The sequence below is a fragment of the Pseudomonas sp. XS1P51 genome (genome assembly GCF_054897845.1).
In genome coordinates, this window is the sequence record NZ_CM142707.1 from 2,369,593 (window position 1) to 2,390,813 (window position 21,221).

26 protein-coding genes and 2 pseudogenes are annotated in these 21,221 nt (G+C 59.0%); 8 read left to right on the forward strand and 20 right to left on the reverse strand.

Annotated features, from left to right (window positions below):
• Nucleotides 1-35: 35 nt before the first annotated feature.
• Complete coding sequence (locus ACYZUD_RS10830; RefSeq protein WP_462023989.1) at nt 36-929, reverse strand: NAD(P)-dependent oxidoreductase; 894 nt, start codon at nt 927-929, stop codon at nt 36-38.
• A 170-nt stretch (nt 930-1,099) separates the two neighbouring features.
• Here ACYZUD_RS10830 and ACYZUD_RS10835 point away from each other — a divergent pair, with 170 nt between their 5' ends.
• Nucleotides 1,100-1,426, forward strand: a complete 327-nt coding sequence (locus tag ACYZUD_RS10835) for an NIPSNAP family protein (protein WP_462023990.1) — start codon at nt 1,100-1,102, stop codon at nt 1,424-1,426.
• Between the two features lie 68 nt (nt 1,427-1,494).
• Here the strand turns inward: ACYZUD_RS10835 and ACYZUD_RS10840 are convergent, their stop codons facing one another.
• Entirely contained in the window at nt 1,495-2,178 is a 684-nt protein-coding gene (locus tag ACYZUD_RS10840; protein ID WP_462023991.1) for a GntR family transcriptional regulator, read from the reverse strand.
• Nucleotides 2,179-2,445: 267 nt separating this feature from the next.
• On the opposite strand from ACYZUD_RS10840, the gene ACYZUD_RS10845 reads away from it, so the two are divergent.
• Nucleotides 2,446-2,676: a hypothetical protein gene (locus ACYZUD_RS10845; protein ID WP_462023992.1), complete on the forward strand. Its 231-nt coding sequence runs from the start codon at nt 2,446-2,448 to the stop codon at nt 2,674-2,676.
• Between the two features lie 198 nt (nt 2,677-2,874).
• Here the strand turns inward: ACYZUD_RS10845 and ACYZUD_RS10850 are convergent, their stop codons facing one another.
• The 3 genes and pseudogenes from ACYZUD_RS10850 to ACYZUD_RS10860 all read right to left on the reverse strand — a co-directional run.
• Nucleotides 2,875-3,894, reverse strand: a complete 1,020-nt coding sequence (locus tag ACYZUD_RS10850) for an ABC transporter substrate-binding protein (protein WP_462023993.1) — start codon at nt 3,892-3,894, stop codon at nt 2,875-2,877.
• A gap of 98 nt (nt 3,895-3,992) precedes the next feature.
• The gene (locus ACYZUD_RS10855; RefSeq protein ID WP_462023994.1) at nt 3,993-4,208 is read right to left on the reverse strand and encodes a TOBE domain-containing protein; all 216 of its coding nucleotides are present in this window, start codon (nt 4,206-4,208) and stop codon (nt 3,993-3,995) included.
• Between the two features lie 155 nt (nt 4,209-4,363).
• A pseudogene (locus ACYZUD_RS10860) lies at nt 4,364-4,462 on the reverse strand (ABC transporter permease); the annotation flags it as partial.
• A gap of 4 nt (nt 4,463-4,466) precedes the next feature.
• Between ACYZUD_RS10860 and ACYZUD_RS10865 the strand changes: the two are divergent.
• Nucleotides 4,467-4,583 (forward strand): annotated as a pseudogene (locus ACYZUD_RS10865) (ABC transporter permease); the annotation flags it as partial.
• A gap of 336 nt (nt 4,584-4,919) precedes the next feature.
• On the opposite strand, the gene ACYZUD_RS10870 reads toward ACYZUD_RS10865, so the two are convergent.
• From ACYZUD_RS10870 to ACYZUD_RS10885, 4 genes are all read right to left on the reverse strand, one after another.
• Entirely contained in the window at nt 4,920-6,266 is a 1,347-nt protein-coding gene (locus tag ACYZUD_RS10870) for a glutamine synthetase family protein (protein WP_462023995.1), read from the reverse strand.
• 24 nt (nt 6,267-6,290) lie between these two features.
• On the reverse strand, nt 6,291-6,845 hold the full coding sequence (locus ACYZUD_RS10875; protein WP_462023996.1) for a helix-turn-helix domain-containing protein: 555 nt from the start codon (nt 6,843-6,845) through the stop codon (nt 6,291-6,293).
• Nucleotides 6,846-6,871: 26 nt separating this feature from the next.
• Nucleotides 6,872-8,161 carry an NAD(P)/FAD-dependent oxidoreductase gene (locus tag ACYZUD_RS10880; protein WP_462023997.1) on the reverse strand — a complete coding sequence of 430 codons (1,290 nt, stop codon included), beginning with the start codon at nt 8,159-8,161 and terminating at the stop codon, nt 6,872-6,874.
• Between the two features lie 138 nt (nt 8,162-8,299).
• Entirely contained in the window at nt 8,300-9,502 is a 1,203-nt protein-coding gene (locus ACYZUD_RS10885; RefSeq protein WP_462023998.1) for an NAD(P)/FAD-dependent oxidoreductase, read from the reverse strand.
• Nucleotides 9,503-9,768: 266 nt separating this feature from the next.
• Here ACYZUD_RS10885 and ACYZUD_RS10890 point away from each other — a divergent pair, with 266 nt between their 5' ends.
• Nucleotides 9,769-10,338 carry an RrF2 family transcriptional regulator gene (locus tag ACYZUD_RS10890; protein ID WP_462023999.1) on the forward strand — a complete coding sequence of 190 codons (570 nt, stop codon included), beginning with the start codon at nt 9,769-9,771 and terminating at the stop codon, nt 10,336-10,338.
• Nucleotides 10,339-10,341: 3 nt separating this feature from the next.
• Here the strand turns inward: ACYZUD_RS10890 and ACYZUD_RS10895 are convergent, their stop codons facing one another.
• Both ACYZUD_RS10895 and ACYZUD_RS10900 read right to left on the reverse strand, forming a co-directional pair.
• Complete coding sequence (locus ACYZUD_RS10895) at nt 10,342-10,677, reverse strand: hypothetical protein (protein WP_462024000.1); 336 nt, start codon at nt 10,675-10,677, stop codon at nt 10,342-10,344.
• 67 nt (nt 10,678-10,744) lie between these two features.
• Nucleotides 10,745-10,963: a hypothetical protein gene (locus ACYZUD_RS10900; RefSeq protein ID WP_462024001.1), complete on the reverse strand. Its 219-nt coding sequence runs from the start codon at nt 10,961-10,963 to the stop codon at nt 10,745-10,747.
• Between the two features lie 170 nt (nt 10,964-11,133).
• Between ACYZUD_RS10900 and ACYZUD_RS10905 the strand changes: the two genes are divergently transcribed.
• Both ACYZUD_RS10905 and osmE read left to right on the forward strand, forming a co-directional pair.
• Entirely contained in the window at nt 11,134-11,373 is a 240-nt protein-coding gene (locus ACYZUD_RS10905) for a hypothetical protein (protein ID WP_462024002.1), read from the forward strand.
• A 13-nt stretch (nt 11,374-11,386) separates the two neighbouring features.
• On the forward strand, nt 11,387-11,752 hold the full coding sequence (gene osmE / locus ACYZUD_RS10910) for an osmotically-inducible lipoprotein OsmE (RefSeq protein WP_462024003.1): 366 nt from the start codon (nt 11,387-11,389) through the stop codon (nt 11,750-11,752).
• A 52-nt stretch (nt 11,753-11,804) separates the two neighbouring features.
• On the opposite strand, the gene ACYZUD_RS10915 is transcribed toward osmE, so the two are convergent.
• On the reverse strand, nt 11,805-12,008 hold the full coding sequence (locus ACYZUD_RS10915; protein ID WP_462024004.1) for a DUF2188 domain-containing protein: 204 nt from the start codon (nt 12,006-12,008) through the stop codon (nt 11,805-11,807).
• Between the two features lie 224 nt (nt 12,009-12,232).
• Between ACYZUD_RS10915 and ACYZUD_RS10920 the strand changes: the two genes are divergently transcribed.
• On the forward strand, nt 12,233-12,595 hold the full coding sequence (locus ACYZUD_RS10920) for an NUDIX hydrolase (RefSeq protein WP_462024005.1): 363 nt from the start codon (nt 12,233-12,235) through the stop codon (nt 12,593-12,595).
• A gap of 5 nt (nt 12,596-12,600) precedes the next feature.
• Here the strand turns inward: ACYZUD_RS10920 and ACYZUD_RS10925 are convergent, their stop codons facing one another.
• The 8 genes from ACYZUD_RS10925 to ACYZUD_RS10960 all read right to left on the reverse strand — a co-directional run bounded on the left by ACYZUD_RS10925 (nt 12,601) and on the right by ACYZUD_RS10960 (nt 20,182).
• Nucleotides 12,601-13,374 (reverse strand): 1,6-dihydroxycyclohexa-2,4-diene-1-carboxylate dehydrogenase, encoded by a 774-nt coding sequence (locus ACYZUD_RS10925; protein WP_462024006.1) that lies wholly within the window; start codon nt 13,372-13,374, stop codon nt 12,601-12,603.
• A 126-nt stretch (nt 13,375-13,500) separates the two neighbouring features.
• The gene (benC, locus tag ACYZUD_RS10930) at nt 13,501-14,514 is read right to left on the reverse strand and encodes a benzoate 1,2-dioxygenase electron transfer component BenC (protein ID WP_462024007.1); all 1,014 of its coding nucleotides are present in this window, start codon (nt 14,512-14,514) and stop codon (nt 13,501-13,503) included.
• 10 nt (nt 14,515-14,524) lie between these two features.
• A complete protein-coding gene (benB, locus tag ACYZUD_RS10935; RefSeq protein WP_462024008.1) occupies nt 14,525-15,013 on the reverse strand; it encodes a benzoate 1,2-dioxygenase small subunit in 489 nt (162 codons plus the stop codon).
• Complete coding sequence (benA, locus tag ACYZUD_RS10940; RefSeq protein ID WP_462024009.1) at nt 15,010-16,374, reverse strand: benzoate 1,2-dioxygenase large subunit; 1,365 nt, start codon at nt 16,372-16,374, stop codon at nt 15,010-15,012. The genes benB and benA overlap by 4 nt, the downstream gene beginning before the upstream one ends.
• Nucleotides 16,375-16,517: 143 nt before the next feature.
• Nucleotides 16,518-17,477: an AraC family transcriptional regulator gene (locus ACYZUD_RS10945; RefSeq protein ID WP_462024010.1), complete on the reverse strand. Its 960-nt coding sequence runs from the start codon at nt 17,475-17,477 to the stop codon at nt 16,518-16,520.
• A 274-nt stretch (nt 17,478-17,751) separates the two neighbouring features.
• On the reverse strand, nt 17,752-18,681 hold the full coding sequence (gene catA, locus ACYZUD_RS10950) for a catechol 1,2-dioxygenase (RefSeq protein WP_462024011.1): 930 nt from the start codon (nt 18,679-18,681) through the stop codon (nt 17,752-17,754).
• Nucleotides 18,682-18,732: 51 nt separating this feature from the next.
• Nucleotides 18,733-19,023, reverse strand: a complete 291-nt coding sequence (gene catC / locus ACYZUD_RS10955) for a muconolactone Delta-isomerase (RefSeq protein ID WP_462024012.1) — start codon at nt 19,021-19,023, stop codon at nt 18,733-18,735.
• A 10-nt stretch (nt 19,024-19,033) separates the two neighbouring features.
• A complete protein-coding gene (locus ACYZUD_RS10960) occupies nt 19,034-20,182 on the reverse strand; it encodes a muconate cycloisomerase family protein (protein WP_462025024.1) in 1,149 nt (382 codons plus the stop codon).
• A gap of 127 nt (nt 20,183-20,309) precedes the next feature.
• Here ACYZUD_RS10960 and ACYZUD_RS10965 point away from each other — a divergent pair, with 127 nt between their 5' ends.
• Nucleotides 20,310-21,197: a LysR family transcriptional regulator gene (locus ACYZUD_RS10965; RefSeq protein ID WP_462024013.1), complete on the forward strand. Its 888-nt coding sequence runs from the start codon at nt 20,310-20,312 to the stop codon at nt 21,195-21,197.
• Nucleotides 21,198-21,221: the final 24 nt, after the last annotated feature.

Here is a 21,221-nt window from a genome sequence, read left to right on the forward strand (position 1 = left end):
GATGGATTGCTGTGTTCAAAAACCCGGGCGAGCAATCATTCGCCGTCGTTGTCGACCAGCAGTCTGTACATTTCGGTGTGGTCGGTGGTTGGCGTCGACTGCTTCGACACCTCATCCCAGAGCGCGGTCGCGGTTTTGCCCAAGCGCATGGGGTAGCCGAGCGCGTCGGACAGGCCCCGGGCAATCTTCAGGTCCTTGTTCATCAGTTGCATCGAAAAACCGGAAGCGAACGAACCGCTGAGCATGAACTGCCGGGCTTTGTTTTCCGAGGTGTTGCTGCGCCCGCTGGAGGCGTTGAGCACGTCGACCATCACGTCCGGGTCGATACCAAACCGCTTGGCCACGTGCAGGGCTTCAACGGTGGCCATCAGCCCGGCCGCCGACACATAGTTGTTCAAGGCTTTGGCCGCATGGCCAGAACCGGCGGTGCCGATGTGCAGAATGTTCTTGCCCATGGCTTCGAGCAACGGCTGGCAGCGCTCCATCACCGCCGCATCGCCACCGACCAGAATCGCCAGCGTGCCGTCCACAGCGCGTTTGACGCCGCCGGAAACGGGCGCATCCAGGTAATCGAGGTCGAAGGCTTTCAATTTCAGCGCGAGATCACGGGAGCGCGCCGGCTCCGAGGAACTCATGTCGATTACCACCGCGCCAGGCCGTAACGAAGCGGCCCAACCGTCTGCACCTTCACTGCCCAGCAGCACGCTTTCGACGATGGCGGAGTTCGGCAACATGGTGATCAGTACATCAAGGGATCGGGCATTGCCAGCGTCGAGGCGCGTGGCCTTGAGCATGGGCAGGATTTCGGCCAGACGCGCTTCATCTGCGTCGGCCAGGAAAAGTTCATAACCTGCCTTTGCCAGACAAGTCGTCATCGGAACCCCCATCATGCCAAGCCCGATGAAGCCGATTCGTTGCGATTGAGTCATTTCCAAGCCCTATTGTTTTCTTGTCGGGTCATGCTTTGGCAGCCGTCGACAGCACAGAGGCTATTTCGAGGCAGGCCGGCAGTTGGACTAAAACTATAGGACTGTCATACAATCGGTCAATAGGCTAATCGGCCTATTTTTTTGATCAGTACCTTCCCCAGGAGATTCACATGATTGTTGAATTGCGTATTTATCACTGCGCACCGGGTCGCCTTCCCGCGTTGCACGAGCGCTTTACCAAGACGACGTTGGGGTTCTTCGAGAAGCATGGAATCGAGCAGTTGGGCTTCTGGACGACGCTGGCCGGTCCGACCAATCAGTCGCTGACTTACATGCTCAAGTGGGCGAGCCTTGCCGAGCGCGAGGCGAAATGGAACGCGTTCCAGGCGGATCCCGAATGGATCGCCAAGCGCGCGGAAAGCGAAGCACAGGCCATCATCGTCGAGCGGATCGAGAACCAGTTCCTGGCGCCCACCGCGTATTCGGCACTGCGTTAAGGCAAGACAGGGCCAGCCGCCGCCTGACGATCGTCAGCGGCGGCCTGGCTTTAAGGGATCAATGTTCTTCAGGCGACCGGGCTTGAACTGCCCTGCTGTTCCAGCAACTCCAGAACGTTTTGCGAGGCATTTTCCACGTGCAACAACGCCGCGGCACAAGCACCGGCCTCATCGCGCAGCTGGATCAAGCGAACGATTTCCTTGAGCTCTGCCAAGGTATGCACCATGCGCCCCTCACGCCCCAGGGATAACGCCCGCAACAGACTGACGCGATTGTTGAGTTGCGCCAGCATGCCGCCGACCACGGCGCTCTGCTCGATGTCCAGCAGCACGTGATAAAAACGCTGCTTGATGTCCAGCAACGCAGTACCGTCGCGCTGGGCCGTATGGGATTGCTGCACGAACTCGTCGAAGACAGCGGCCAGTTCGGCAACGTCTTCGTCAGTGGCATGGCGAACGAAATTGCGCACGGCCAGCACCTCCAGAGCCCCGCGTACGTCGTAGATCTGGATCGCGTCCTTGGCATTCACCGAGGCGACATAAGCCCCGCGATGCGGGACCTGCTCCACCAGGCCTTCAGCCTCAAGCTGACGCAGCGCCTCGCGCAACGAGGTACGGCTGACGTCCAGGGCCGTGTAGAGCGTTTGTTCCACGAGGCGGTCGCCTGGCTTGAATCGACCGGAAATGATTTCGTTGCGTAGGGCATCCTGCACCTGATGCCGCAATGAAGCCGCCTGGCGGTGAACTTTCATAATGTATTCCCAAAGCCTTAATAGTATTAATCATGCTAGCGGGCAGCATCTCCCCAGGAATAAAACTCCCGAGCGCCCCGGGCAACCGTGCCCAACGACCAGCGGTATCGCTGATGCCGCAAGTCAATATGATTGTATGACACGTAACCCCAAGAAAAATACAGAAGAAAATTTTTGCTCACGTGCACCGTCACAACCTGGCGGCAAATATCTCGAACTCCATCCTTAGCGCTGTATCCAATGTGTAGGTCAATGGAGGTAAGCGATATGAACAACGATGACCGTGTTAACGACCCCGAAACAAAAACTACGTGGCCCACCGATGCGTCCGGCAAACCCGTCAAAGTGGTCGAAAAAGATCTTGAGGAAAGCGAGGGTGACGCCAGCGGTGTCGATCAAACCCTTACGCCCTCTTCAACTCGAACCCAGGAGCAGGAAGCCGAGGAGCTCAGTCGAAAGATAGCCGAGATAGAACGTAAGGTCGCCGATGGCAACTAGCAAAATGCTTGAAGCTGCCGGAGTCGAGAGCGGCCAGGAACCGGGACGGGGTTGGCCGCTTTTTTTTCGATGAGAGACACAGGGGGCCGCCACCTGCTCGCTCTCGGAGCAAGCGTCGGAAGCGGCCAACCGTGAACCCGCTGGTGCGTCGGGCGTATGAGCTGATCAAAAGCAGTCAAGGGCACTGATGCCCCGATTTCAGCTGCCCGTACCGCCGTGGGCTTCTTCAAAGAAGTAGTCCTTCCAGCTCGCTGCCTTGTTTTTCAGCACGCCCAACTCCTGCAGTTTCTCGGCATAGATGAAGGTGCGCTGTGGCACGACGGTGAAGTCGATTTCGGGGTCGGCGACGATTTTCTCAACCAGCGGCAAGGCCAACTTCGATTGCTCCACCCGAATGTAGGTCTGGGCGGCCGCAGGCTTGTCGGCCTTGATGATTTTCTCGGCCTCGGCCAGTGCGTCGTAGAACGCCTTGTAGGTTTTCGGGTTTTCGTCGTGGAATTTTTCAGTGGTGTACAGCACGTTAAACGTGGCTTGGCCGCCGAGCACGTCGTAGGAGCTCAGCACCTTGTGCACGTTGGGATTCTGCAGTTCCTGATACTGGAACGGCGGGCTGGAAAAGTGTGAGTTGATCTCTGAGCCGCCCGCAATCAGCGCCGCCGTTGCATCCGGGTGCGCAAGGCTGATCGAGATGTCGTCAAACTTCTTGTAGTTGTCTTTGCCAAACTGCTTGGCCGTTTCGATCTGCAACGTGCGCGACTGGAAACCCACCCCCGCCGCCGGTACGGCGATGCGATCTTTCTCGGTGAAGTCCATGAGGCTCTTCACATTCGGATTGTTCGTCAGCAGGTAATTGGGCATCGAGCCCAGCGACGCGATGGCCTTGACGTTCTGCTTGCCCTTGGTCCGATCCCAGATCGTGAGCATCGGCGGCACACCGGCCGACACCACATCCAGCGCGCCGGCCAACAGCGCCTCGTTCATCGCCGTGGCACCGGAGATGCTGTTCCAGTCGACCTTGATGTCGAGGCCCTGCTCCTTGCCATGCTTCTCGATGAGCTGCTGATCGCGCACCACATCCAATATCAGGTAACCGATACCAAATTGCTGGGCAATGCTGATTTTGCCTTCGGCGTGAACGCCGGAGCTCAAGAACATACCCGCCGCAGCCAGGGAGGCCGCCAACACTGTCAACGCTGAACGCTTGAAGGGAGTTGCCATGAAAACCTCAAAGTCATTGCAAGAATTAAGAAATAAAAACGATAAAAAAGCGGCCGGGGCCGCGTTTTTTTTCCGACTCAAGCCTGAGTCCGACAATCTCAGAGCTTGGCGATCGAGACCTCGGTGGATTTGACGAAGGCGATGACTTCGCTACCAATTTTCAATTCCAGATCACGCACTGAGCGGGTGGTAATCACTGAAGTGACGATGCCGGAGGCCGTTTGCACATCGACTTCGGAAACCACTTCGCCTTCCAGAATTTCCTTGATGACGCCCTTGAACTGGTTGCGAACGTTGATTGCTTTGATGGTCATGTGAGGCTACCTGTCTGAGAGTGGGCAAATCAGCACTGCTGTGCAGGCCTTCAAAGTGCACCTCCTGAAATAATATTAAAAGGAATAAATAACGATTTATTTATTCCTGAAATGAATATCAAATCTGACGATTGCCCACCTACCTCAAACGATGACTACGCCAGACTGGCGTGCCCCCAGCGCCGATGAAGTCCACGGGCCAAGGCATCCAGGGCAAACCCCAACACGCCGATCAGCAGCACCATCGCCATCAGTCGCCTGCTGATCGGCGTGCCATTGGGGTTGATGATCGGCAGCTACCGACATCTGGAAGCGGCGACGACGCCGGTGTTTCAGTTCCTGCGGATGATCTCGCCGTTGTCCTGGATGCCGGTGGTGTGATGCTGGGCCCTGGACAACCCTGAGTCATCGGAGCAGTTCTTGCGGTCGGTCATCAATGCCTGGCCGGCCTCTCCACCTTTGTAAGTGATGATGCAGCACAGGAGCCGCTATTCAATTTCCGGCCCCCATCACTTTCCTTCAGGCAAAAAAAAATCCCAGGCAGCTGATGGACGCCTGGGACTTAAAAATGCATAAACCGTGGTGGTGAACGCGACGCGGATATTACGGAATATTTCGGCCTGTAACAAGATATTTTGATTAACCACAAGGTTACTAAGTCTTCTAACCCCTTAAATATCCACACATTTTTTAAGGACGACTGTCGGTCACCTACAGATACCAGCGATATTCACGCGCACTGATTTCGTGCATGAACGCCAAATGATCCTGACGTTTGTTTTCGCAGTAGACATCCACAAACTCCGCGCCCAACCCCTCGCGCAATTGCGCATGGCTTTGCATCGACTGCACGGCTTCCAGCATTTCCAACGGGAAATCGATACCACTGCCGCGATCTTCGTTGAGTGATGCTATCGGTTCACGACCGGCCTCCAACCCCTGCTCCAGCCCCACCAGAATCGCCGCCAACACGAGATAGGGGTTGGCATCGGCGCCGGCCAGGCGATGTTCGATGCGCAGGTTTTTAGCGTCCGACTCGGGCACCCGCAGGCAGGCGTCACGATCTTCAAACCCCCAACTGGCGCGCGTCGCGACGTTCACCGTGCCACTCAAACGACGCAGCGCGTTGTGATTCGGGGCAAAGATCGGCATGCAATGGGGCAACAACTCAAGACAACCGGCTACCGCATGGCGCAGTGGTTGCTGCCCGTTCGCCGCTAACAGGTTGTTGCCCGCTTCGTCGTAAAGACTGACATGAACATGCATGCCGCTGCCGGGGTGCTGCAAGTAGGGTTTTGCCATGAAGCTGGCGCGGTAATGGTGCTTGAGGGCTACACCTCGCGTGCTGCGACAAAACAGGGCGGCCCAGTCAGCGGCGCGCAGGCCGTCATCGAGGTGACCGAAATTGATCTCGAACTGGCCCGGGCCCAGCTCTGCCGTGATCACCGTGGTGTCGATGCCTTGTACCCGCGCGGTCTCGACCATGTCATCGAGCACCGGTGAAAACCGCGACAGCCGTTCGATGTGCATGTTCGGCTGATCATCCGCATCGTCGGTCAACGGATCGCGGGCAAATTGTGGCAAGCCGTCACGTAACTGCCGATCGAACAGGTAGAACTCCAGCTCGAACGCGACCACAGGGAAAATCCCTTTGCGAGCGAGTCGCTCCAGCACCTGCGCCAACACTTCACGCGGTTCGAAGACGATCGGTTTTTCAGTACCGCTGGAGGTAATCAGCATCTGTCCCAGCGGTTGCTTTTCCCAGTCCACGAGCTTGAGCGTACCGGGCACCAGGCGACGGGGAGCATCCGGGTCACCGTCGTTGAAACAGTAGTCGCCGATCTTGAACAGCCCACCCTGAGTGCCGAGCAACACACAATTTTGTGGCAGCTTGAGCGCGCTGCCGGCGGCCACTTTTTCGAGCATCTCGATCGGGTAGCGCTTGCCGTAAAAGTGCCCGGGAATGTCCAGGGAAATCAGGTCCACGTAACGCACATCCGGGAAGCGCTGACGGAACGTACGCACCTCGGCAACCAGATCAGAGCAGACAGCATCCATCGTTGTGTTTCCTTGTTGTTTTTATCAGGTGTAAACCCAGAGCACCCGGGTCAGTCGATCCGAGAGATTGCCGTAGCGACAATGGGCATGGCTGGCCAGTTGAAAACTGTCCCCGGTATGCAAGGTGACCGGCTCGTCGTCGCCCAGCCACAGCGTCAGCTCGCCCTCGAGGACATAACCACCCTGCTCCGAGCTGTCATTCATGTGCCGGTCACCACTGCTGGCGCCGGGCTCCAGCTGGCTTTCGAGCATTGAGAATGACGCCCTCATCTTCGGCGAAACCAGGATGTCGGTAATGCCGTCGGCGTAATACAGCGTGCGACGCTCATCCGGCCGGGTCACCCATGGCAGGGCCATGGGTTTGGGCAGGCTGTAGAAATAGGTGGTCGGCACGCCGAGGGTTTCGCTGATGGCGGTCAAATCCGCCACTGTGGGGCGTGACAGCCCACGCTCGACCTGGGAGAGAAAACCGACCGAGCGACCGATTTTGTCCGCCAGCTCCTTGAGCGTGTATTTTTTGTGTTTGCGCAGGTCCTGAATCAGGATCGCCAGCGCCGAAATTTCTTCTTGCATGTCCATCTAGAGGGTTTCCAGAAATTGATTTTTCAGAGGCTATCGCGCAGCCGATACCAGGCCTTGCCGATGGCTTCCAGCGGCGCTGCCATGTATTTTCCACCGGGAAAACTGCCGTTGATCAACCCCTGGTACAAGGCCAGTTCATCCGGCCGACCGAGTATCGCGTCAGACACGGCGCGAGCCCCGGCCAAGGTCGGCAGCACGCCGTGCCCGGAGTAACCCTGCATCCAGTAGAGGTCGCCCCGTCGACCGATATCAGGTGTGCGCTTGAGGGTGAGGTCGATGTGGCCGCCCCAGGCAAACTCCAGTTCGACGCCCTTGAGTTGGGGAAACACACGCTCCAAAAACGGCCGCGTCGCGGCGGCAATGTCCTTCGGCATGCCCCCAAGGTATGTGCAGCCACCGCCGAACAGCAGGCGGTTATCCGGGGTGCGACGGAAATAATCGAGGACAAACTGATTGTCGGTGACGCATACATTGCTCGGCAGCAGCGCGGTCGCCTGCGCTGGCGAAAGCGGCGCGGTGGCCACCTGATAGGTGCCGACCGGCAACACACAACTCGATAGTTTCGGATCAAGCCGATCAAGGTAAGCGTTGCACGCCAGCACCAGCACGTCTGCCCGAATGCGACCACGCTCAGTGGTAACCACGTACTGACCGCCCTCTTCGCGATAGCTCAGCGCCTTGCTTTGTTCATGAATGCGTCCACCGGCGCGCTCTATCGCGGCGGCCAGGCCGAGTGCCAGTTTCAGAGGGTTCAGATGCCCGCCTTCGGGATCAAACAGACCCGCCTGGTAACGTTCACTGGCGACCCATTGCGGTAACTGTTCACGCGCAATGAATTGCAAACCATCGTGGCCCCACTTGTGGCTGGCCTCGTGTTGCCACTCTGTCAGCAGATTCACCCGTCGCGGCATCACCGACGTCCAGAGGTGACCGGCCCGATAGTCGCAATCGAAATCATGCCGTGCGGGTAATGCGCGTAATTCCTGTGCTGCCCAGCGCATGCCGTCCCACAACCGCCGCGCGCGCTCGTAACCGAGCGCAGCCTCCAACGGCGGCATATCACACGACCAACCGAGAATGGCCTGACCGCCATTGCGCCCCGACGCCGCCCAGGCCACCCGACTGGCTTCCAGCAGCGTCACGCGCTTGCCGGCCAGGGCCAGGCGCAATGCCGTATGCAAGCCACTGAAGCCGGCTCCGATAATCAACACCTCGGTGCTCTGCTCGCCTTCCAACGCAGCACGATCCACCAGGCGATCCGCGCAGGAATGGGCGTAATAACTGGCAACGTGGCGGGTTGATTGCTGGAACATGCGGGCCTCATGAAATTTTATACTTTTATTTTCATGAAAAACTACACGCTAAATTTCACAACGGCAACTGTTCGAACCGCAAAAAAAATCCCGCCCAAGATGATTTGGGCGGGACTTTTTCACACAGCGTTGCCGAAATCAGGCAATCGGGATCAGCGGATCCGCTGCTGCCCAGGCGGCTTCGCGGTTAGCCGCCGGTGGGTAGATCCACACGGTGTTGATCTGCGTCTTCAGGTTCTTGCCTTCCTGTCTGGTCAGTTTGACCTGGCGATCCCAACCCTCAGTGTAAACGGCACCCCAGGCGCCAAGGTCCAGGCAGGTCACGTATTTGGGCTGGCGGTACGGCGTCGGATCCACACCCAGAATCTGCGCAGCGACGTTATTGCCGGCATGACGGCCCAGAACAATGGCGTGCTGGCAGGTCATCAGCGCGTAGTTGCCGATGTCATCGGTGGCGGCGTAAGCGACGTCGCCGGTAGCGAAGATATCGTCCTGGCCGATTACTTTCAGTTGGCTGTCCACGTGCAGACGGCCAAGGTGATCGCGTTCCGCCGGGATCTGTTCGGTCAGCGAGCTGGCGCGCACACCGGTGGTCCAGATCACGGTCTTGGCCTCGATACGCTGGCCGTCGGTCAGGGTGACACCGCTTTCATCGACGGAAACCACCGACGCCTTCAAGCGCCATGTCACACCCGTCTCAATACTGGCTTCCTCAATCGACTTGGCGATTTCAGCGCCCATGGACCCGCCAATTTTGTCGCCGCGATCAACGATGATCACCTCGATGTCTGCGCGATCACCCACGATGGCCCGCAGACGCGCCGGCATTTCAGTCGCCGTTTCAATCCCGGTGAAGCCGCCACCGGCTACCACCACGGTGTTGCGGGCTTTGCTTTGCGGCAGGCTGGCCAGGGACTTGAGGTGGTTTTCCAGGCGAACGGCCTGTTCGATCTGGTCGACATCGAACGCATGTTCGACCACGCCCGGGGTGGCAGGGTTGGCGAGACGGCTACCGGTGGCCAGAACGAGTTTGTCGTAGCTGCACACGTGTTTGACACCCGAGGCATCGACGTAACCCACCTGCTTTTGCTGCACGTCGATGGTCTCTGCAGCGCCCTGGATGAACTTGACGCCGACCGCATCGAACAGTTCGCCGATCGGCGCGGCCAGTTGGTGTGCATTCGGTTCGTAGAAGCGTGGACGCACGCGAAGCTCGGCCTGCGGGGCCAGGACGGTCACTTCAAAGTCGTCATGACCATGAATGTCGAACAGGCGCGTGGCGCTCAGAGCCGTCCACATGCCACCGAAACCTGCGCCGATTACCAGGATGTGTTGTTTCATTTTCTACTCCGGGGGAAGACCGATCAGTGAATTTGTCAGAGGTCATGCGCTTGCCGACGCCGATCGAACAACTACGACTGTATTGATCCTAGTTAAACCACGCAATCGGTTTTTATCGATGGCAACTATCGAAAAATTTGACTCTCCATCGCGAGCACCACAGCAGCACAGCGCTGCGTTCACTAAAGAGGCTTCACGGGATGAGGTTCGTTGCCCGGCTAACGCTCAGCTGTTAATATTTACGACAACATTAGTCGGAGATCGATATGTCTCTTTACAGCGCGGGCGTTGAGTACGGCATTCATTGCCTGATTTTTCTGGTGGGTCATTGCGGCGACACCCGTGAGGCGAGCGTGCGCGACCTGGCTGAGCTGCAAGGCGTACCTCTGGACTATCTGGCAAAAATCTTCACCAAACTGGCCAAGGCAAAACTGGTGGTGGCCACTGAAGGCGTGCGTGGCGGATTCAAACTGGCCCGGCCCTCCGACGAAATCAGCGTGCTTGATATCGTCAACGCCATCGATGGCCAGAAGCTCATCTTCGATTGCCGCGAGATTCGCGGTCGTTGCGCCTTGTTTGAAGGTTCCGCCCCGGCCTGGGCGGTGGCAGGTCCCTGCTCGGTCCATGCCGTCATGATGACCGCGCAGAAACGCATGGAAGACGCCCTCGCCCAGCAGACCATTCTAGATCTGGCCAGAAAGGTGGGACGAAAAGCGCCAGAGCCATTCAATGCTCAGGTGGACAACTGGCTGAACGACCGTCGAGAAAAGAAAGGCGGTGCAAGCCCCCAGGCGAACGACGAGCAGATCATCCAGGTGACCGACATCACCGACTGACGCTTACAAGCAGTCTCGCACGGCCTTGCGCAGCGCCTCGGACTTGGCCCAGGGCGGGCCCTGATAAAGCGATACCCGGCTGCCATCCCTGGATTTCACAATGTCCACGATCTCGTCGGCCGTGATAATGCTCGGGGCGTTGATCCTGTAGCCATTGGCAATCGCGGATTGAGTCGTATTGGGAATTTCCCGCTGCCACGCGGGCAGCACGCACGCGGCATAGTCCTTCGGCGCCTTCTCACTGTACTTGCTGACATTCGGCTCACCCGGCACCAGAGACGCGGGCAACGAACACCCCGCCAGCAGCGCCACCACCACGCCCCCCATCAACATCCGCATGACGCTTCCTTATCCTGAAAACAGAAATGTAGCCTGTCGCTGCCCGGACACCACCGCTTAACAGCCCTTAGCGCGGGGCGTCAGGATCGCCGGGGTCCGGGTATGACCGCTCGTTCAGATAGGTCATCCATCTTTCATACGCTTCATGCTGCCATTGAGTGACCCGCTCCCATTCCGGGCCGCTCAGCTGATGAGCAGAAATCAGCGTCATCATTTCCGTCGTCGCCGCGTCCAGGTCAACGATCAGCTCATGAGCATGAAACCTAAAGTCATCGGTCGTCGTCATTTGAAGTGGCCTCGCCCTAGCGACAATTCGCTACTTGAGTACGACACCAGATCTGCGCATTCGCGTGCATCTTCCCGACAAAAGGCTGTACCCACGGTTCAGACGAACAAAACGTCCTGTCCCGGGAAATGGGACTAAAATTTTGTAGCGGAGATTGTCAGGAGGTCATCATGTGGCTCAACGAATCTGAAAACGAACTTCGACGCGACCTGCAAGGCCTTGCGTCGGACTTGAGATGGTCAGCGGTAGAGCTTTTGCGCATCGCAGAGCAACTACGCCAGGCCGGCAATGATGTGGATGCGCAAGCAACCCTGAAGCTGTGCGAGTTGTTTCAGGGAAATGAAGAACGACTGAAGGGTTATGCCGAGGAAGTGAAAGCCAAGCACATCACTCGAACAAAACCTCACTAGCAGGAGCGCGGTCATGAACAAGCCTCTATACGCGCTGGTCATCATGCTGGCAGCGTCGGGTGGCTGCAGCACTGACTCACACGTCTATCGCGACCAGCCGCTGGTCGCCAAAGTCGACACCGGCATGAGCAAGGAGCAAGTCCAGCAGATCGGCGGCCAGCCCTTATCGATAACGCAGCGCACGGTTGTGCCCGGCACATGCTTTGACTACAAGCTGACGCAGGATGGTCATCAGAAGCCGTACAACGTCAGCTTCGACGGCCGGGGCAAGGTCGATCACACAAGCTTCATGACCTGCGCGGAATGGAGCCACATACAACAAAAAGCCCGGGAACCGTCCCACACCAGCGGCGGTATGGGTGGAGGCGGCGGTTACTGATCATCACCCCCGGCGTAATAAAAAGCCCCGGCTGGCCGGGGCTTGAGGCGCACTATCGATCCGCCTTCGGGTTGCGTGCAGGCCGACTCGAAGTGGCCCTGTAGCCAGGAAGCGACGCCGCATAGGCCAGTGCTTCTTCTCTGCTGCCAAACGATCCAAGGCGGTCACCTTTGGTGCACACCCGCCAGGGTCCGTTGTTTACGCTGAGTACGTCATAGCCGTTCATGTGCATTTTGTTCAGCATCGGAACGCTCATAGTCACCTCCATTTCGGCAGTGATATCCAGGATTGACTTACCTACCTTACACCCACCCCTTGCCCAGGTGCCGACCAGACGTCGCGACAGGATTCCGGCATTCGATTGCACTTCCAGCCCCCTTCTCCCCTCCAACCAGCCAGCCAGATAGACGCATAAATCACTCCCGGCCTGAATATTGCAGTTTTATGACTGTTTTATGACAAGCGGCAGTTAGGTAACACATGAAAGTACGCGCAACCGTCATTTGTGAGCACGACCGACATATTCTTCTGGTGCGCAAGCCAAGGTGTCGCTGGACGTTGCCCGGCGGAAAGGTCGAGCGCGGTGAAACCATCGCGGCAGCTGCCACGCGCGAGCTTCAGGAAGAAACCGGCCTGGGGGTCGATGGTCTGCTGTACCTGATGGAACTGGAAACCGGCAGCACCCGACATCACGTTTACGAAGCCTCGGTGCTGAACCTGGATGAGGCCCGTCCGCAAAACGAAATCTTCGACTGCATCTGGTACCCGCTGGACGCGGTACACAACCTGAACACCAGCGACGCGACGCTCAGGATTGTCAGAGCGTTTCAGCGTCGCCTGTAGGCTGTTCAGCCCTGGTCGCCGCCGCCCACCGGCATGATCATGCCGGTGATATAGGACGCTTCGTCGCTGGCCAGAAACAGAATAGCGCCCGCCTGCTCATCCAGCGTGCCGTAGCGCTTCATCAAACTGCTGTCGAGCGTCTGGTCGACGATTTGCTGATACCACACCTTCTCTTGAGCACTCTGTTCGGCGCTGTTGCGCGGAATCATCCGCGGTGGCGCCTCGGTGCCGCCGGGCGCGGTGGCGTTGACCCGCACGCCGCGACCGGCGGTTTCAAATGCCAGGCAAGCCGTCAGCGCATTGACCCCGCCCTTCGCCGCCCCGTACGGCACGCGATTGATGCTGCGAGTGGCAATGGACGAAACATTGACGATGGCACCACTGCCCTGCTCAAGCATGATCGGCAGCGCGGCATGGCAGCACCACAGCGTCGGGAACAGCGAGCGGCGCACTTCGGCCTCGATCTGCGCGGCTTCGTAGTGTTCGAAAGGCTTGGCCCAGATCGTCCCGCCGACATTATTGATGAGTATGTCCAGACGACCGAAACGCTCGACAGCGGTCTGCATCACCCGGCTGCATTCGCCGTACTGCTCAAGATCGGCGGTCAGGGCAAGCACCTGGCTCACCGCCCCCAATTCCTTCTGTACCTCGAACACCAGCTCGGAGCGATCAACCAGAATCAACCGCGCCCCTTGGGCCGCCATGCGCTCGGCCACCCGCCGACCGATGCCTTGGGCAGCACCGGTGATCAGTGCGACTTTTTCGTGAAATCTGTTCATACCTGCCTCGTGTTCACGCCCCTGTAGGAGCTGCCGCAGGCTGCGATCTTTTGCTTTTGTTTTTCAAAATCAAGATCAAAAGATCGCAGCCTGCGGCAGCTCCTACAGGGCTCATCGTAAAAAAGGTTATGCCGCGCTGGCGGCAAACTTCTCGTAGTAGAAATTCGCCGGCGCGATGCCTTGCTCGCGAATGAACTGACTGACCGCTTCGACCATCGGCGGCGGGCCGCACAGGTAGACATCGACGTTGCCATCGTTCAAATGCTTGGGCTCGATATGCTGGGTCACGTACCCCTTGAGCGGGTGTTGACTGTCAGGGCTGGCGACACAAGCACTGAAGCTGAAATTCGGAATTCGCGCGGCGAAGGCTTCCAGTCGATCCATTTCCACCAGGTCGAAATCGTTGGTCACGCCGTAGATCAAATGCAGCGGATGCTCACTGCCCTGCTCGGCGATTTTTTCCAGCATCGCGGTGAATGGCGCCAGACCGGTACCACCGGCCAGCAGCAACAACGGACGGCGAATATCGCGCAGATAGAAACTGCCCAGCGGCCCGGCCAGGCTCATGCTGTCGCCAGCCTTGGCCATGCTGGTGAGGAAACTGCTCATCAAGCCACCGGGCACGTTGCGAATCAGGAAACTGACTTCGCCGTCACGCTGCAACGAGCTGAACGAATAGGCGCGAGTCTGTTCGCTGCCGGGAATCCCGAGGTTCACATACTGCCCCGGCAAAAACGCCAGTTTGCTCAAGGCTTCGCCCTTGATCGACAGCGCGATGGTGCTGTCGGACAACTGGCGCACGGCGCTGATGGTCGCGTCGTAGCTGGCCTGGCGGGTGCGGCAAACGTCCGAGGAGGTCGGCACCCGGACCACGCAATCGCTCAGGGCGCGCATCTGGCAGGTCAGGACGAAACCTTGCTCGGCTTCATCACTGCTGAGGGCGTCTTCGATGTATTCCTCGCCCAGGTCGTAGCGACCGGCCTCGGCGAAACACTTGCAGGTGCCGCAGGCGCCGTCGCGGCAGTCCAGCGGAATATTGATGCCCTGGCGATACGCGGCGTCGGCCACGGTTTCGCCAGCGTTGGCGTCGATGAAACGGGTGACGCCGTCTTCAAAATTGAACGCGATGGAATGAGTCATGACGGCTGCCTCACAGGTGGTAAACATCGATGACCTGGCGAACGTAGTCGTTCTTCAGGATCACTTTCTTGGCCTTGATCAGCGGGTTTTCACCGCGCACATCGAGGGTGTAGAAACTGCTGCCAAAATAGCTGTCGACGGTCTTGTAGCGAAAGCTCAGGGTGTGCCAATTGAAGCGCACCTTGCACAGGCCGTCGGCCTGTTCAAGCAGCTCGATGTTGTTGATGTTGTGGGAGGTGCGGGTGTCCGGCATGGTGGCGCTGGAACGCTCGGTCTTGATGCGGAAGACGCGGTCTTCCAGGCCGGTGCGGTTGCCGTACCAGATCAGCGAGATTTCCCGCTGCGGGTCTTCGGTCAACTCGTCATTGTCATCCCAGGACGGCATCCAGAACGTTGCATCCGGGGCGTACAACTCCAGCCACTCGTCCCACTGCCGGTCATCGAGGTAACGGGCTTCGCGGTAGAGAAAGTCGCGCACGGCTTCATAGGTGATGGTCATTGCACGGCCTCCACTGCAATCAGTCCGGACTGTTCGGCCGCTAATGCCTTGAGCATGGTTTGCTGCCAGTACTTGTGTTGCAGCACGAACAGGCCTTCGTCTTCAGTGCGCACCCCGCTGAGCAGCGGATGCAGGTCGATTTCCTTGGCCGCGTCATCGGCGCCTTCGATCCAGTGCTCGGCGCCACGGGACATGTCGTTCCAGGCGGTCACGCTGCCCTGATAGCTGGTCTGGCAGGAGCGAAACTCTTCCAGATCGTCCGGGGTGGCCATGCCGCTGACGTTGAAGAAATCCTCGTACTGACGAATCCGGCTCGAACGCGCGTGGTCGCTTTCACCTTTGGGGGCGATGCAGTAAATGGTGATTTCCGTGCGGTCGACCGAGATCGGCCGGGCGATACGGATCTGCGAGCTGAACTGGTCCATCAGGTACACGTTCGGGTACAGGCACAGGTTGCGCGAATTCTCGATCATCCAGTCGGCGCGAGCCTTGCCGAAGTCCTCGGCCAGCTCATCGCGACGCTCGTACAGCGGACGGTCTTCGGGGTTGGCCCAACGGGTCCAGAGCAACATGTGGCCCTTGTCGAAGGAATAAAAACCTCCGCCCTGCTTGGCCCAGCTACCGGCGCTCATGGTCGGATTGCAATCGCCGGCCTCGCGTTGCTTGCGCTGGTTCTGGGTGGCGGCGTAGTTCCAGTGCACCGAACTGACGTGATAGCCGTCGGCACCGTTCTCGGCGGTGAGTTTCCAGTTGCCTTCGTAAATGTAGCTGGAGGAACCGCGCAGCACTTCCAGGCCATCGGCGGACTGGTCGACGATCATGTCGATGATCTTCGCCGACTCGCCCAAGTGCTCGACCAGCGGCACCACGTCGGCCTTCAGGCTGCCGAACAGGAAGCCGCGATAGGACTCGAAACGCGCGACTTTGGTCAGGTCGTGGGAGCCTTCACAGTTGAAGCTCGCCGGGTAGCCGGCTTCGGCCGGGTCCTTGACCTTGAGCAGCTTGCCGGAGTTGTTGAAGGTCCAGCCGTGGAATGGGCAGGTGTACGAGCTTTTGTTGCCGGACTTGTGCCGGCACAGCGTCGCACCGCGATGGCTGCAAGCGTTGAGGAATGCGTTGAGCTCACCGTCCTTGTTGCGCGCGATGAAGATCGACTGGCGCCCCATGGTGGTGGTGTAGAAATCGTTTTTGTTGGGGATCTGGCTTTCGTGGGCGAGGTACAGCCAGTTGCCTTCAAAGATGTGCTGCATCTCGAGATCGAACAGCCGCGGGTCGGTGAACATCTCGCGTTTGCAGCGATAGATGCCCTGCTCTGGATCTTCTTCAAGCAGGGAGTGAAGGTATTCGGGTCGCAGGGTCATGGCCGCCGCCTCCATTGTTATTGTTCAGGCAGGGCCATGCTAGGACGGGGGGATGGGGCGGACTATCCGATGGGTGCAGACCTGTATCCGTTTTGTGCAAAACCCACAAACCCCCTGTAGGGATCGGGTACACCCGGTGAGCTTCAGTGACGGCGCTTGAGGGTATCGGAGGGCAACTCGCCGAACTGCTTGCGGTAGTTGTCGGAGAACCGTCCCAAATGCAGGAAGCCGTAATCCATCGCCACTTCCGTGACGTTGCGCACGTTGCAGGTCGGGTCGCTCAGGCAGGCGTTGATGCGCTCCAGGCGTTTTTGCCGGATGTAGTTTTTCGGCGTGGTGCCGGCGTTGCGCTCGAACAATCCGTACAGCGAACGCAGGCTCATCCGCGCCTGGCGCGCCAGTTCTTCACTGTCGATGTCTTGCTTGAGGTGGTTAGCGATGTAGTCGGCAATCACTTCGAACGTGGCCGTCTGCGAGCCGAGGCTGATGCGACTGACATTGGTCTTCATCAGGCTGAGCATCTTGCTGACGATGATCTGTGCGTAGTGCTCCTGCACCTTGGGGATCTGCTCGGTGGCCTCGGCCTCCTGGCAAATCATCGCCAGCAGACCGACAAAACCTTCCAGCTCATTGAGCTGATAACGGTTTTCCAGAAACCGCACGCCCTGCCCCGGATACCGCCAGCGCCGCTCGTCGCACACGGAGGTCAGCAACGACGTGGGGATTTTCAGGATGAATTTTTCGCAATCGTCCGAATAGGTCAGGTCCACCGGATCGTCGGGATTGATCAACAGCAACTCGCCCGGGGCGAAGTAGTGTTCCTGACCGTGGCCACGCCACAGGCAGTTGCCGCGCAGCAACACTTGCAAGTGATAGATGCTTTCCAGCGCGCCGGAGGTGACCCGCACGCTGCCGCCATAACTGATGCGGCACAGGTCGAGGCTGGCAAACTTGCGGTGATTGAGACTGGCCAGCGGCTGCCCGGCCCGGGGCATCAGGATGCAATGGTTACCGACATGCTGATTGACGTAGCCCGACACCGCGTAAGGGTCGGCGTGGTCGAATACGGTGCTGCGCTGACTCAACAGTTGCGCTTGCATCATCGGGTCACTCTCATTGTTGTTATAGATGTTGTCGGGCCATTCTAGGGCAGTGCTCGCATCGATGTGTCAGTTGACTGACCTGTGGAATGTTCTGGCCCCTTCGCGAGCAAGTCGATCGTCGCACCGCCGCTCCCACATTTGACCGGATTCCTTCAGGGCGAACGCGGTTGAATGTGGGAGCGAGCCTGCTCGCGAAAGCGGACTGTCAGTCAACCTTGATGTTGAAGCTGACTCCCCCTTCGCGAGCAGGCTCGCTCCCACACTGTCGCGCCTGTCAGTCCTCGAGCGCGCGGACCCGCTCGTGGCGCTGCTGTTCATCGGGTTGCGCCGAGGTCTGCAAGGTGAAATCGAATTCGATTTCGGCAAAACGACCGCTCACGCCATGGGCCGCCGCACGCGCCTGATCGTCACTGAAGGTGATTTTCGCGATCAGTTCGTCACGGGTGGCATAGGCGAAATCGTCGTGCAGGTATTGATCACCGTCGAGGTTGATCTGGGTGGTCAGGTGACGATGATCCGGCGCGGAGATGAAGAAGTGAATGTGCGCCGGACGTTGCCCATGACGGCCCAATTGATCAAGCAGTTGCTGGGTCGGACCGTCCGGCGGGCAGCCATAGCCCGACGGCACGATGCTGCGAAAACGGTAACGGCCGTCGGCATCGGTGACGATACGGCGACGCAGGTTGAATTCCGATTGCGTGGTATCGAAGTAGGAATACGTGCCGCCCGTATTGGCGTGCCAGACATCCACCACGGCACCGGCCAACGGTTCGCCGGCGGTGTTCTTGACCTGGCCCTGCATGAACAGCACCACACCTGGATCGAGGCCATCATCCAGTCGCGCTTCGCCTTCCGACAGCGGCGCACCCGCCACGTACAGCGGCCCTTCGATGGTCCGCGGTGTGCCGCCGGCCTTGCCGGCCTGCTCGTCTTCGGCGTCCATCAGCAGGTCCAGGTAATGCTCCAGACCGAGCCCGGCCACGACGAGCCCTGCCTCCTGGCGCGCACCCAGCACGTTGAGGTAGTTGACCGCTTTCCAGAATTCTTCCGGCGTCACCGCCAGGTCTTCGATGATGTTCACCGAATCACGCAGGATGCGATAAACCAGCGCCTTGACTCGCGGATTACCGGCGTCGTTGAGCAGACCGCTGGCGTCTTCAAGAAACTTCTGGGCGGCGGCAGTGTGGGAAATCTTGACGTTCATGGTGGTTCCTCATCTTGTAATTATTAGCGTAGCGAACTGAACAGGCTGGGTTCAGCGGTCATCCTCGCGAATCGAAGAAGGATGCCGGCACATCGCGGTGACTTCGATCGCCATGTACGGGTACAGCGGCAATTGCATCAGCAGGTCGTGCAGTTCCTGATTACTGTCGACATCGAACACGCTGTAGTTGGCATAGAGCCCGGCGATGCGCCACAGGTGACGCCATTTGCCCTGCTCTTGCAGGCGTTGGGCCAAGGCTTTCTCGTCGGCTTTCAGCTTGGCGGCTGTTTCGGGATTCATGTCGATCGGCAAATTCACGGTCATTTTTACGTGGAATAGCATGATGCACTCCTCAGACTTGATGAAGGACGGTGGAAGTTTTATCGCGACGGAAAAACGCCAGGCGCTCTTCATCCAGGCTCAGGCCCAGGCCCGGTGTTTTCGGAACGTGCAGCTCGAAATCGCGATAGACCAGCGGCGCGGCGAGGATGTCTTCAGTCAGCAGCAATGGACCGAACAGCTCGGTGTCCCACGCCAGTTTATTCAGGGTGACAAAGGCATGGGCCGACGCCAGCGTGCCGACCCCGCCTTCAAGCATGGTGCCGCCATACAGGCCGATACCGGCCGCTTCGGCAATGGCGGCGGTTCGCAGCACGGCGCGTGGGCCACCGTTTTTGGCGATCTTCAGGGCGAACACCGAGGCCGCGCCTTCCCGCGCCAGATTGAACGCATCTTCCACGCACTCGATGGATTCATCGGCCATGATCGGTGCCGGGCTCATGGCGTTCAGGCGCGCCATGCCGGCTCGGTTGTTGCGCGAGATCGGCTGTTCAATCAGGTCGATACCGTTGGTGCCCAAAATCCGGCAGGCGCGCAGCGCAACCGCTTCGTCCCAGGCCTGATTGACATCGACCCGCACACTGGCGCGGTCGCCCAGGGCTTTCTTGATCGCGATGACGTGGGCCAGGTCGCGGTTGACTTCGCCGGCACCGATTTTCAGTTTGAAGATCCGGTGACGGCGCAGGTCGAGCATTTTCTCCGCTTCGGCGATGTCCTTGTCGGTGTCGCCGCTGGCCAGGGTCCACGCCACTGGCAGCGCATCGCGAACCCGACCGCCCAGCAGTTCGCTGACCGGCAGGCCAAGGCGCTTGCCCTGGGCGTCGAGCAAAGCGGTTTCGATACCTGATTTAGCGAAGGTGTTGCCACGGATGCTGCGCTCCAGGCGCAACATCGCCGCGTTCACATTGGTGGCGTCCTGCCCCAGCAACAGCGGCGCGAAGTGTCTGTCGATGTTGGTTTTGATGCTTTCCGGGCTTTCGTTGCCGTACGCCAGGCCACCGATGGTGGTGGATTCGCCAATGCCTTCGATGCCGTTGGCGCAGCGCACACGAATGATCACCAGGGTCTGGTTCTGCATGGTGTGCATCGCCAGCTTGTGCGGACGGATGGTCGGCAGATCGACGATGATCGTCTCGATCGATTCAATGGCTGTTGCAAGCATGTCGATACCCGTCAGGTTCTTGGAGTTCTGGAATCGATTCTCGTACGGCTTTTTCCAGGCGGCCAATATAGAATTGGTCTGGCTTGATACCTTAAAGGTATTCAACCACTCGACATCCGGAGGCCCCATGGAACTGCGTCACCTGCGTTACTTTCAGGTGTTGGCTCAAAACCTCAATTTCACCCGCGCCGCCGAACTGCTGCACATTGCCCAGCCACCATTGAGCCGGCAGATCCAGCAACTGGAAGACGAACTCGGGGTGTTGTTGCTGGAACGCGGCCGGCCGCTGAAGCTGACCGACGCCGGACGGTTTTTTCATGAGCACTCCAGCGCCCTGCTCGAACAACTGGGCAAGGTCTGCGACAACACGCGACGGATCGGTCTGGGCGAAAAGACTTGGCTAGGGATCGGCTTTGCGCCGTCAACGCTCTACGGCGTGCTGCCGGAACTGATTCGCCGCTTGCGCAGCGGCGAGCCCCTGGAGCTTGAGTTGGGGCTCTCGGAAATGACCACGCTGCAACAGGTACAGGCGCTCAAGGCCGGGCGTATCGATATCGGCTTCGGCCGAATCCGCATCGACGACCCCGCCATCATCCAGACGGTCTTGACTGAAGACCGGCTGGTCGCCGCACTGCCCGCCGGTCACCCGCTGCTGGCCGGGCCGATCAGCCTTCGCGAACTGGCGAAGGAACCCTTCGTGCTGTACCCCGGCAACCCGCGCCCCAGCTACGCCGATCATGTGATCGCGCTGTTCGAATCCTATGGCGTGAGCATCCATGTGGCGCAATGGACCAACGAGCTGCAAACCGCCATCGGTCTGGTGGGAGCAGGTATCGGGGTCACGCTGGTGCCGGCCTCGGTGCAGTTGCTGCATCGTGACGACATTGGCTTCACGCCGCTGCTGGAAGACAACGCCACCTCGCCGATCATTCTCAGCCGGCGGGTGGGCGACGTTTCGCCGGGGTTGAATCATTGTTTGCAAATGATTGATAAACTACTGCCGCGCGGACAATGAGCACCTGTGGCGAGGGGGCTTGCC

What these genes read in the sequence shown, in the direction of transcription:
- ACYZUD_RS10830 (WP_462023989.1), bottom strand. Translation starts at nt 929, where the DNA reads ATGACTCAATCGCAACGAATCGGCTTCATCGGGCTTGGCATGATGGGG.
- ACYZUD_RS10835 (WP_462023990.1), top strand. Translation starts at nt 1,100, where the DNA reads ATGATTGTTGAATTGCGTATTTATCACTGCGCACCGGGTCGCCTTCCC.
- ACYZUD_RS10840 (WP_462023991.1), bottom strand. Translation starts at nt 2,178, where the DNA reads ATGAAAGTTCACCGCCAGGCGGCTTCATTGCGGCATCAGGTGCAGGAT.
- ACYZUD_RS10845 (WP_462023992.1), top strand. Translation starts at nt 2,446, where the DNA reads ATGAACAACGATGACCGTGTTAACGACCCCGAAACAAAAACTACGTGG.
- ACYZUD_RS10850 (WP_462023993.1), bottom strand. Translation starts at nt 3,894, where the DNA reads ATGGCAACTCCCTTCAAGCGTTCAGCGTTGACAGTGTTGGCGGCCTCC.
- ACYZUD_RS10855 (WP_462023994.1), bottom strand. Translation starts at nt 4,208, where the DNA reads ATGACCATCAAAGCAATCAACGTTCGCAACCAGTTCAAGGGCGTCATC.
- ACYZUD_RS10870 (WP_462023995.1), bottom strand. Translation starts at nt 6,266, where the DNA reads ATGGATGCTGTCTGCTCTGATCTGGTTGCCGAGGTGCGTACGTTCCGT.
- ACYZUD_RS10875 (WP_462023996.1), bottom strand. Translation starts at nt 6,845, where the DNA reads ATGGACATGCAAGAAGAAATTTCGGCGCTGGCGATCCTGATTCAGGAC.
- ACYZUD_RS10880 (WP_462023997.1), bottom strand. Translation starts at nt 8,161, where the DNA reads ATGTTCCAGCAATCAACCCGCCACGTTGCCAGTTATTACGCCCATTCC.
- ACYZUD_RS10885 (WP_462023998.1), bottom strand. Translation starts at nt 9,502, where the DNA reads ATGAAACAACACATCCTGGTAATCGGCGCAGGTTTCGGTGGCATGTGG.
- ACYZUD_RS10890 (WP_462023999.1), top strand. Translation starts at nt 9,769, where the DNA reads ATGTCTCTTTACAGCGCGGGCGTTGAGTACGGCATTCATTGCCTGATT.
- ACYZUD_RS10895 (WP_462024000.1), bottom strand. Translation starts at nt 10,677, where the DNA reads ATGCGGATGTTGATGGGGGGCGTGGTGGTGGCGCTGCTGGCGGGGTGT.
- ACYZUD_RS10900 (WP_462024001.1), bottom strand. Translation starts at nt 10,963, where the DNA reads ATGACGACGACCGATGACTTTAGGTTTCATGCTCATGAGCTGATCGTT.
- ACYZUD_RS10905 (WP_462024002.1), top strand. Translation starts at nt 11,134, where the DNA reads ATGTGGCTCAACGAATCTGAAAACGAACTTCGACGCGACCTGCAAGGC.
- osmE (WP_462024003.1), top strand. Translation starts at nt 11,387, where the DNA reads ATGAACAAGCCTCTATACGCGCTGGTCATCATGCTGGCAGCGTCGGGT.
- ACYZUD_RS10915 (WP_462024004.1), bottom strand. Translation starts at nt 12,008, where the DNA reads ATGAGCGTTCCGATGCTGAACAAAATGCACATGAACGGCTATGACGTA.
- ACYZUD_RS10920 (WP_462024005.1), top strand. Translation starts at nt 12,233, where the DNA reads ATGAAAGTACGCGCAACCGTCATTTGTGAGCACGACCGACATATTCTT.
- ACYZUD_RS10925 (WP_462024006.1), bottom strand. Translation starts at nt 13,374, where the DNA reads ATGAACAGATTTCACGAAAAAGTCGCACTGATCACCGGTGCTGCCCAA.
- benC (WP_462024007.1), bottom strand. Translation starts at nt 14,514, where the DNA reads ATGACTCATTCCATCGCGTTCAATTTTGAAGACGGCGTCACCCGTTTC.
- benB (WP_462024008.1), bottom strand. Translation starts at nt 15,013, where the DNA reads ATGACCATCACCTATGAAGCCGTGCGCGACTTTCTCTACCGCGAAGCC.
- benA (WP_462024009.1), bottom strand. Translation starts at nt 16,374, where the DNA reads ATGACCCTGCGACCCGAATACCTTCACTCCCTGCTTGAAGAAGATCCA.
- ACYZUD_RS10945 (WP_462024010.1), bottom strand. Translation starts at nt 17,477, where the DNA reads ATGATGCAAGCGCAACTGTTGAGTCAGCGCAGCACCGTATTCGACCAC.
- catA (WP_462024011.1), bottom strand. Translation starts at nt 18,681, where the DNA reads ATGAACGTCAAGATTTCCCACACTGCCGCCGCCCAGAAGTTTCTTGAA.
- catC (WP_462024012.1), bottom strand. Translation starts at nt 19,023, where the DNA reads ATGCTATTCCACGTAAAAATGACCGTGAATTTGCCGATCGACATGAAT.
- ACYZUD_RS10960 (WP_462025024.1), bottom strand. Translation starts at nt 20,182, where the DNA reads ATGCTTGCAACAGCCATTGAATCGATCGAGACGATCATCGTCGATCTG.
- ACYZUD_RS10965 (WP_462024013.1), top strand. Translation starts at nt 20,310, where the DNA reads ATGGAACTGCGTCACCTGCGTTACTTTCAGGTGTTGGCTCAAAACCTC.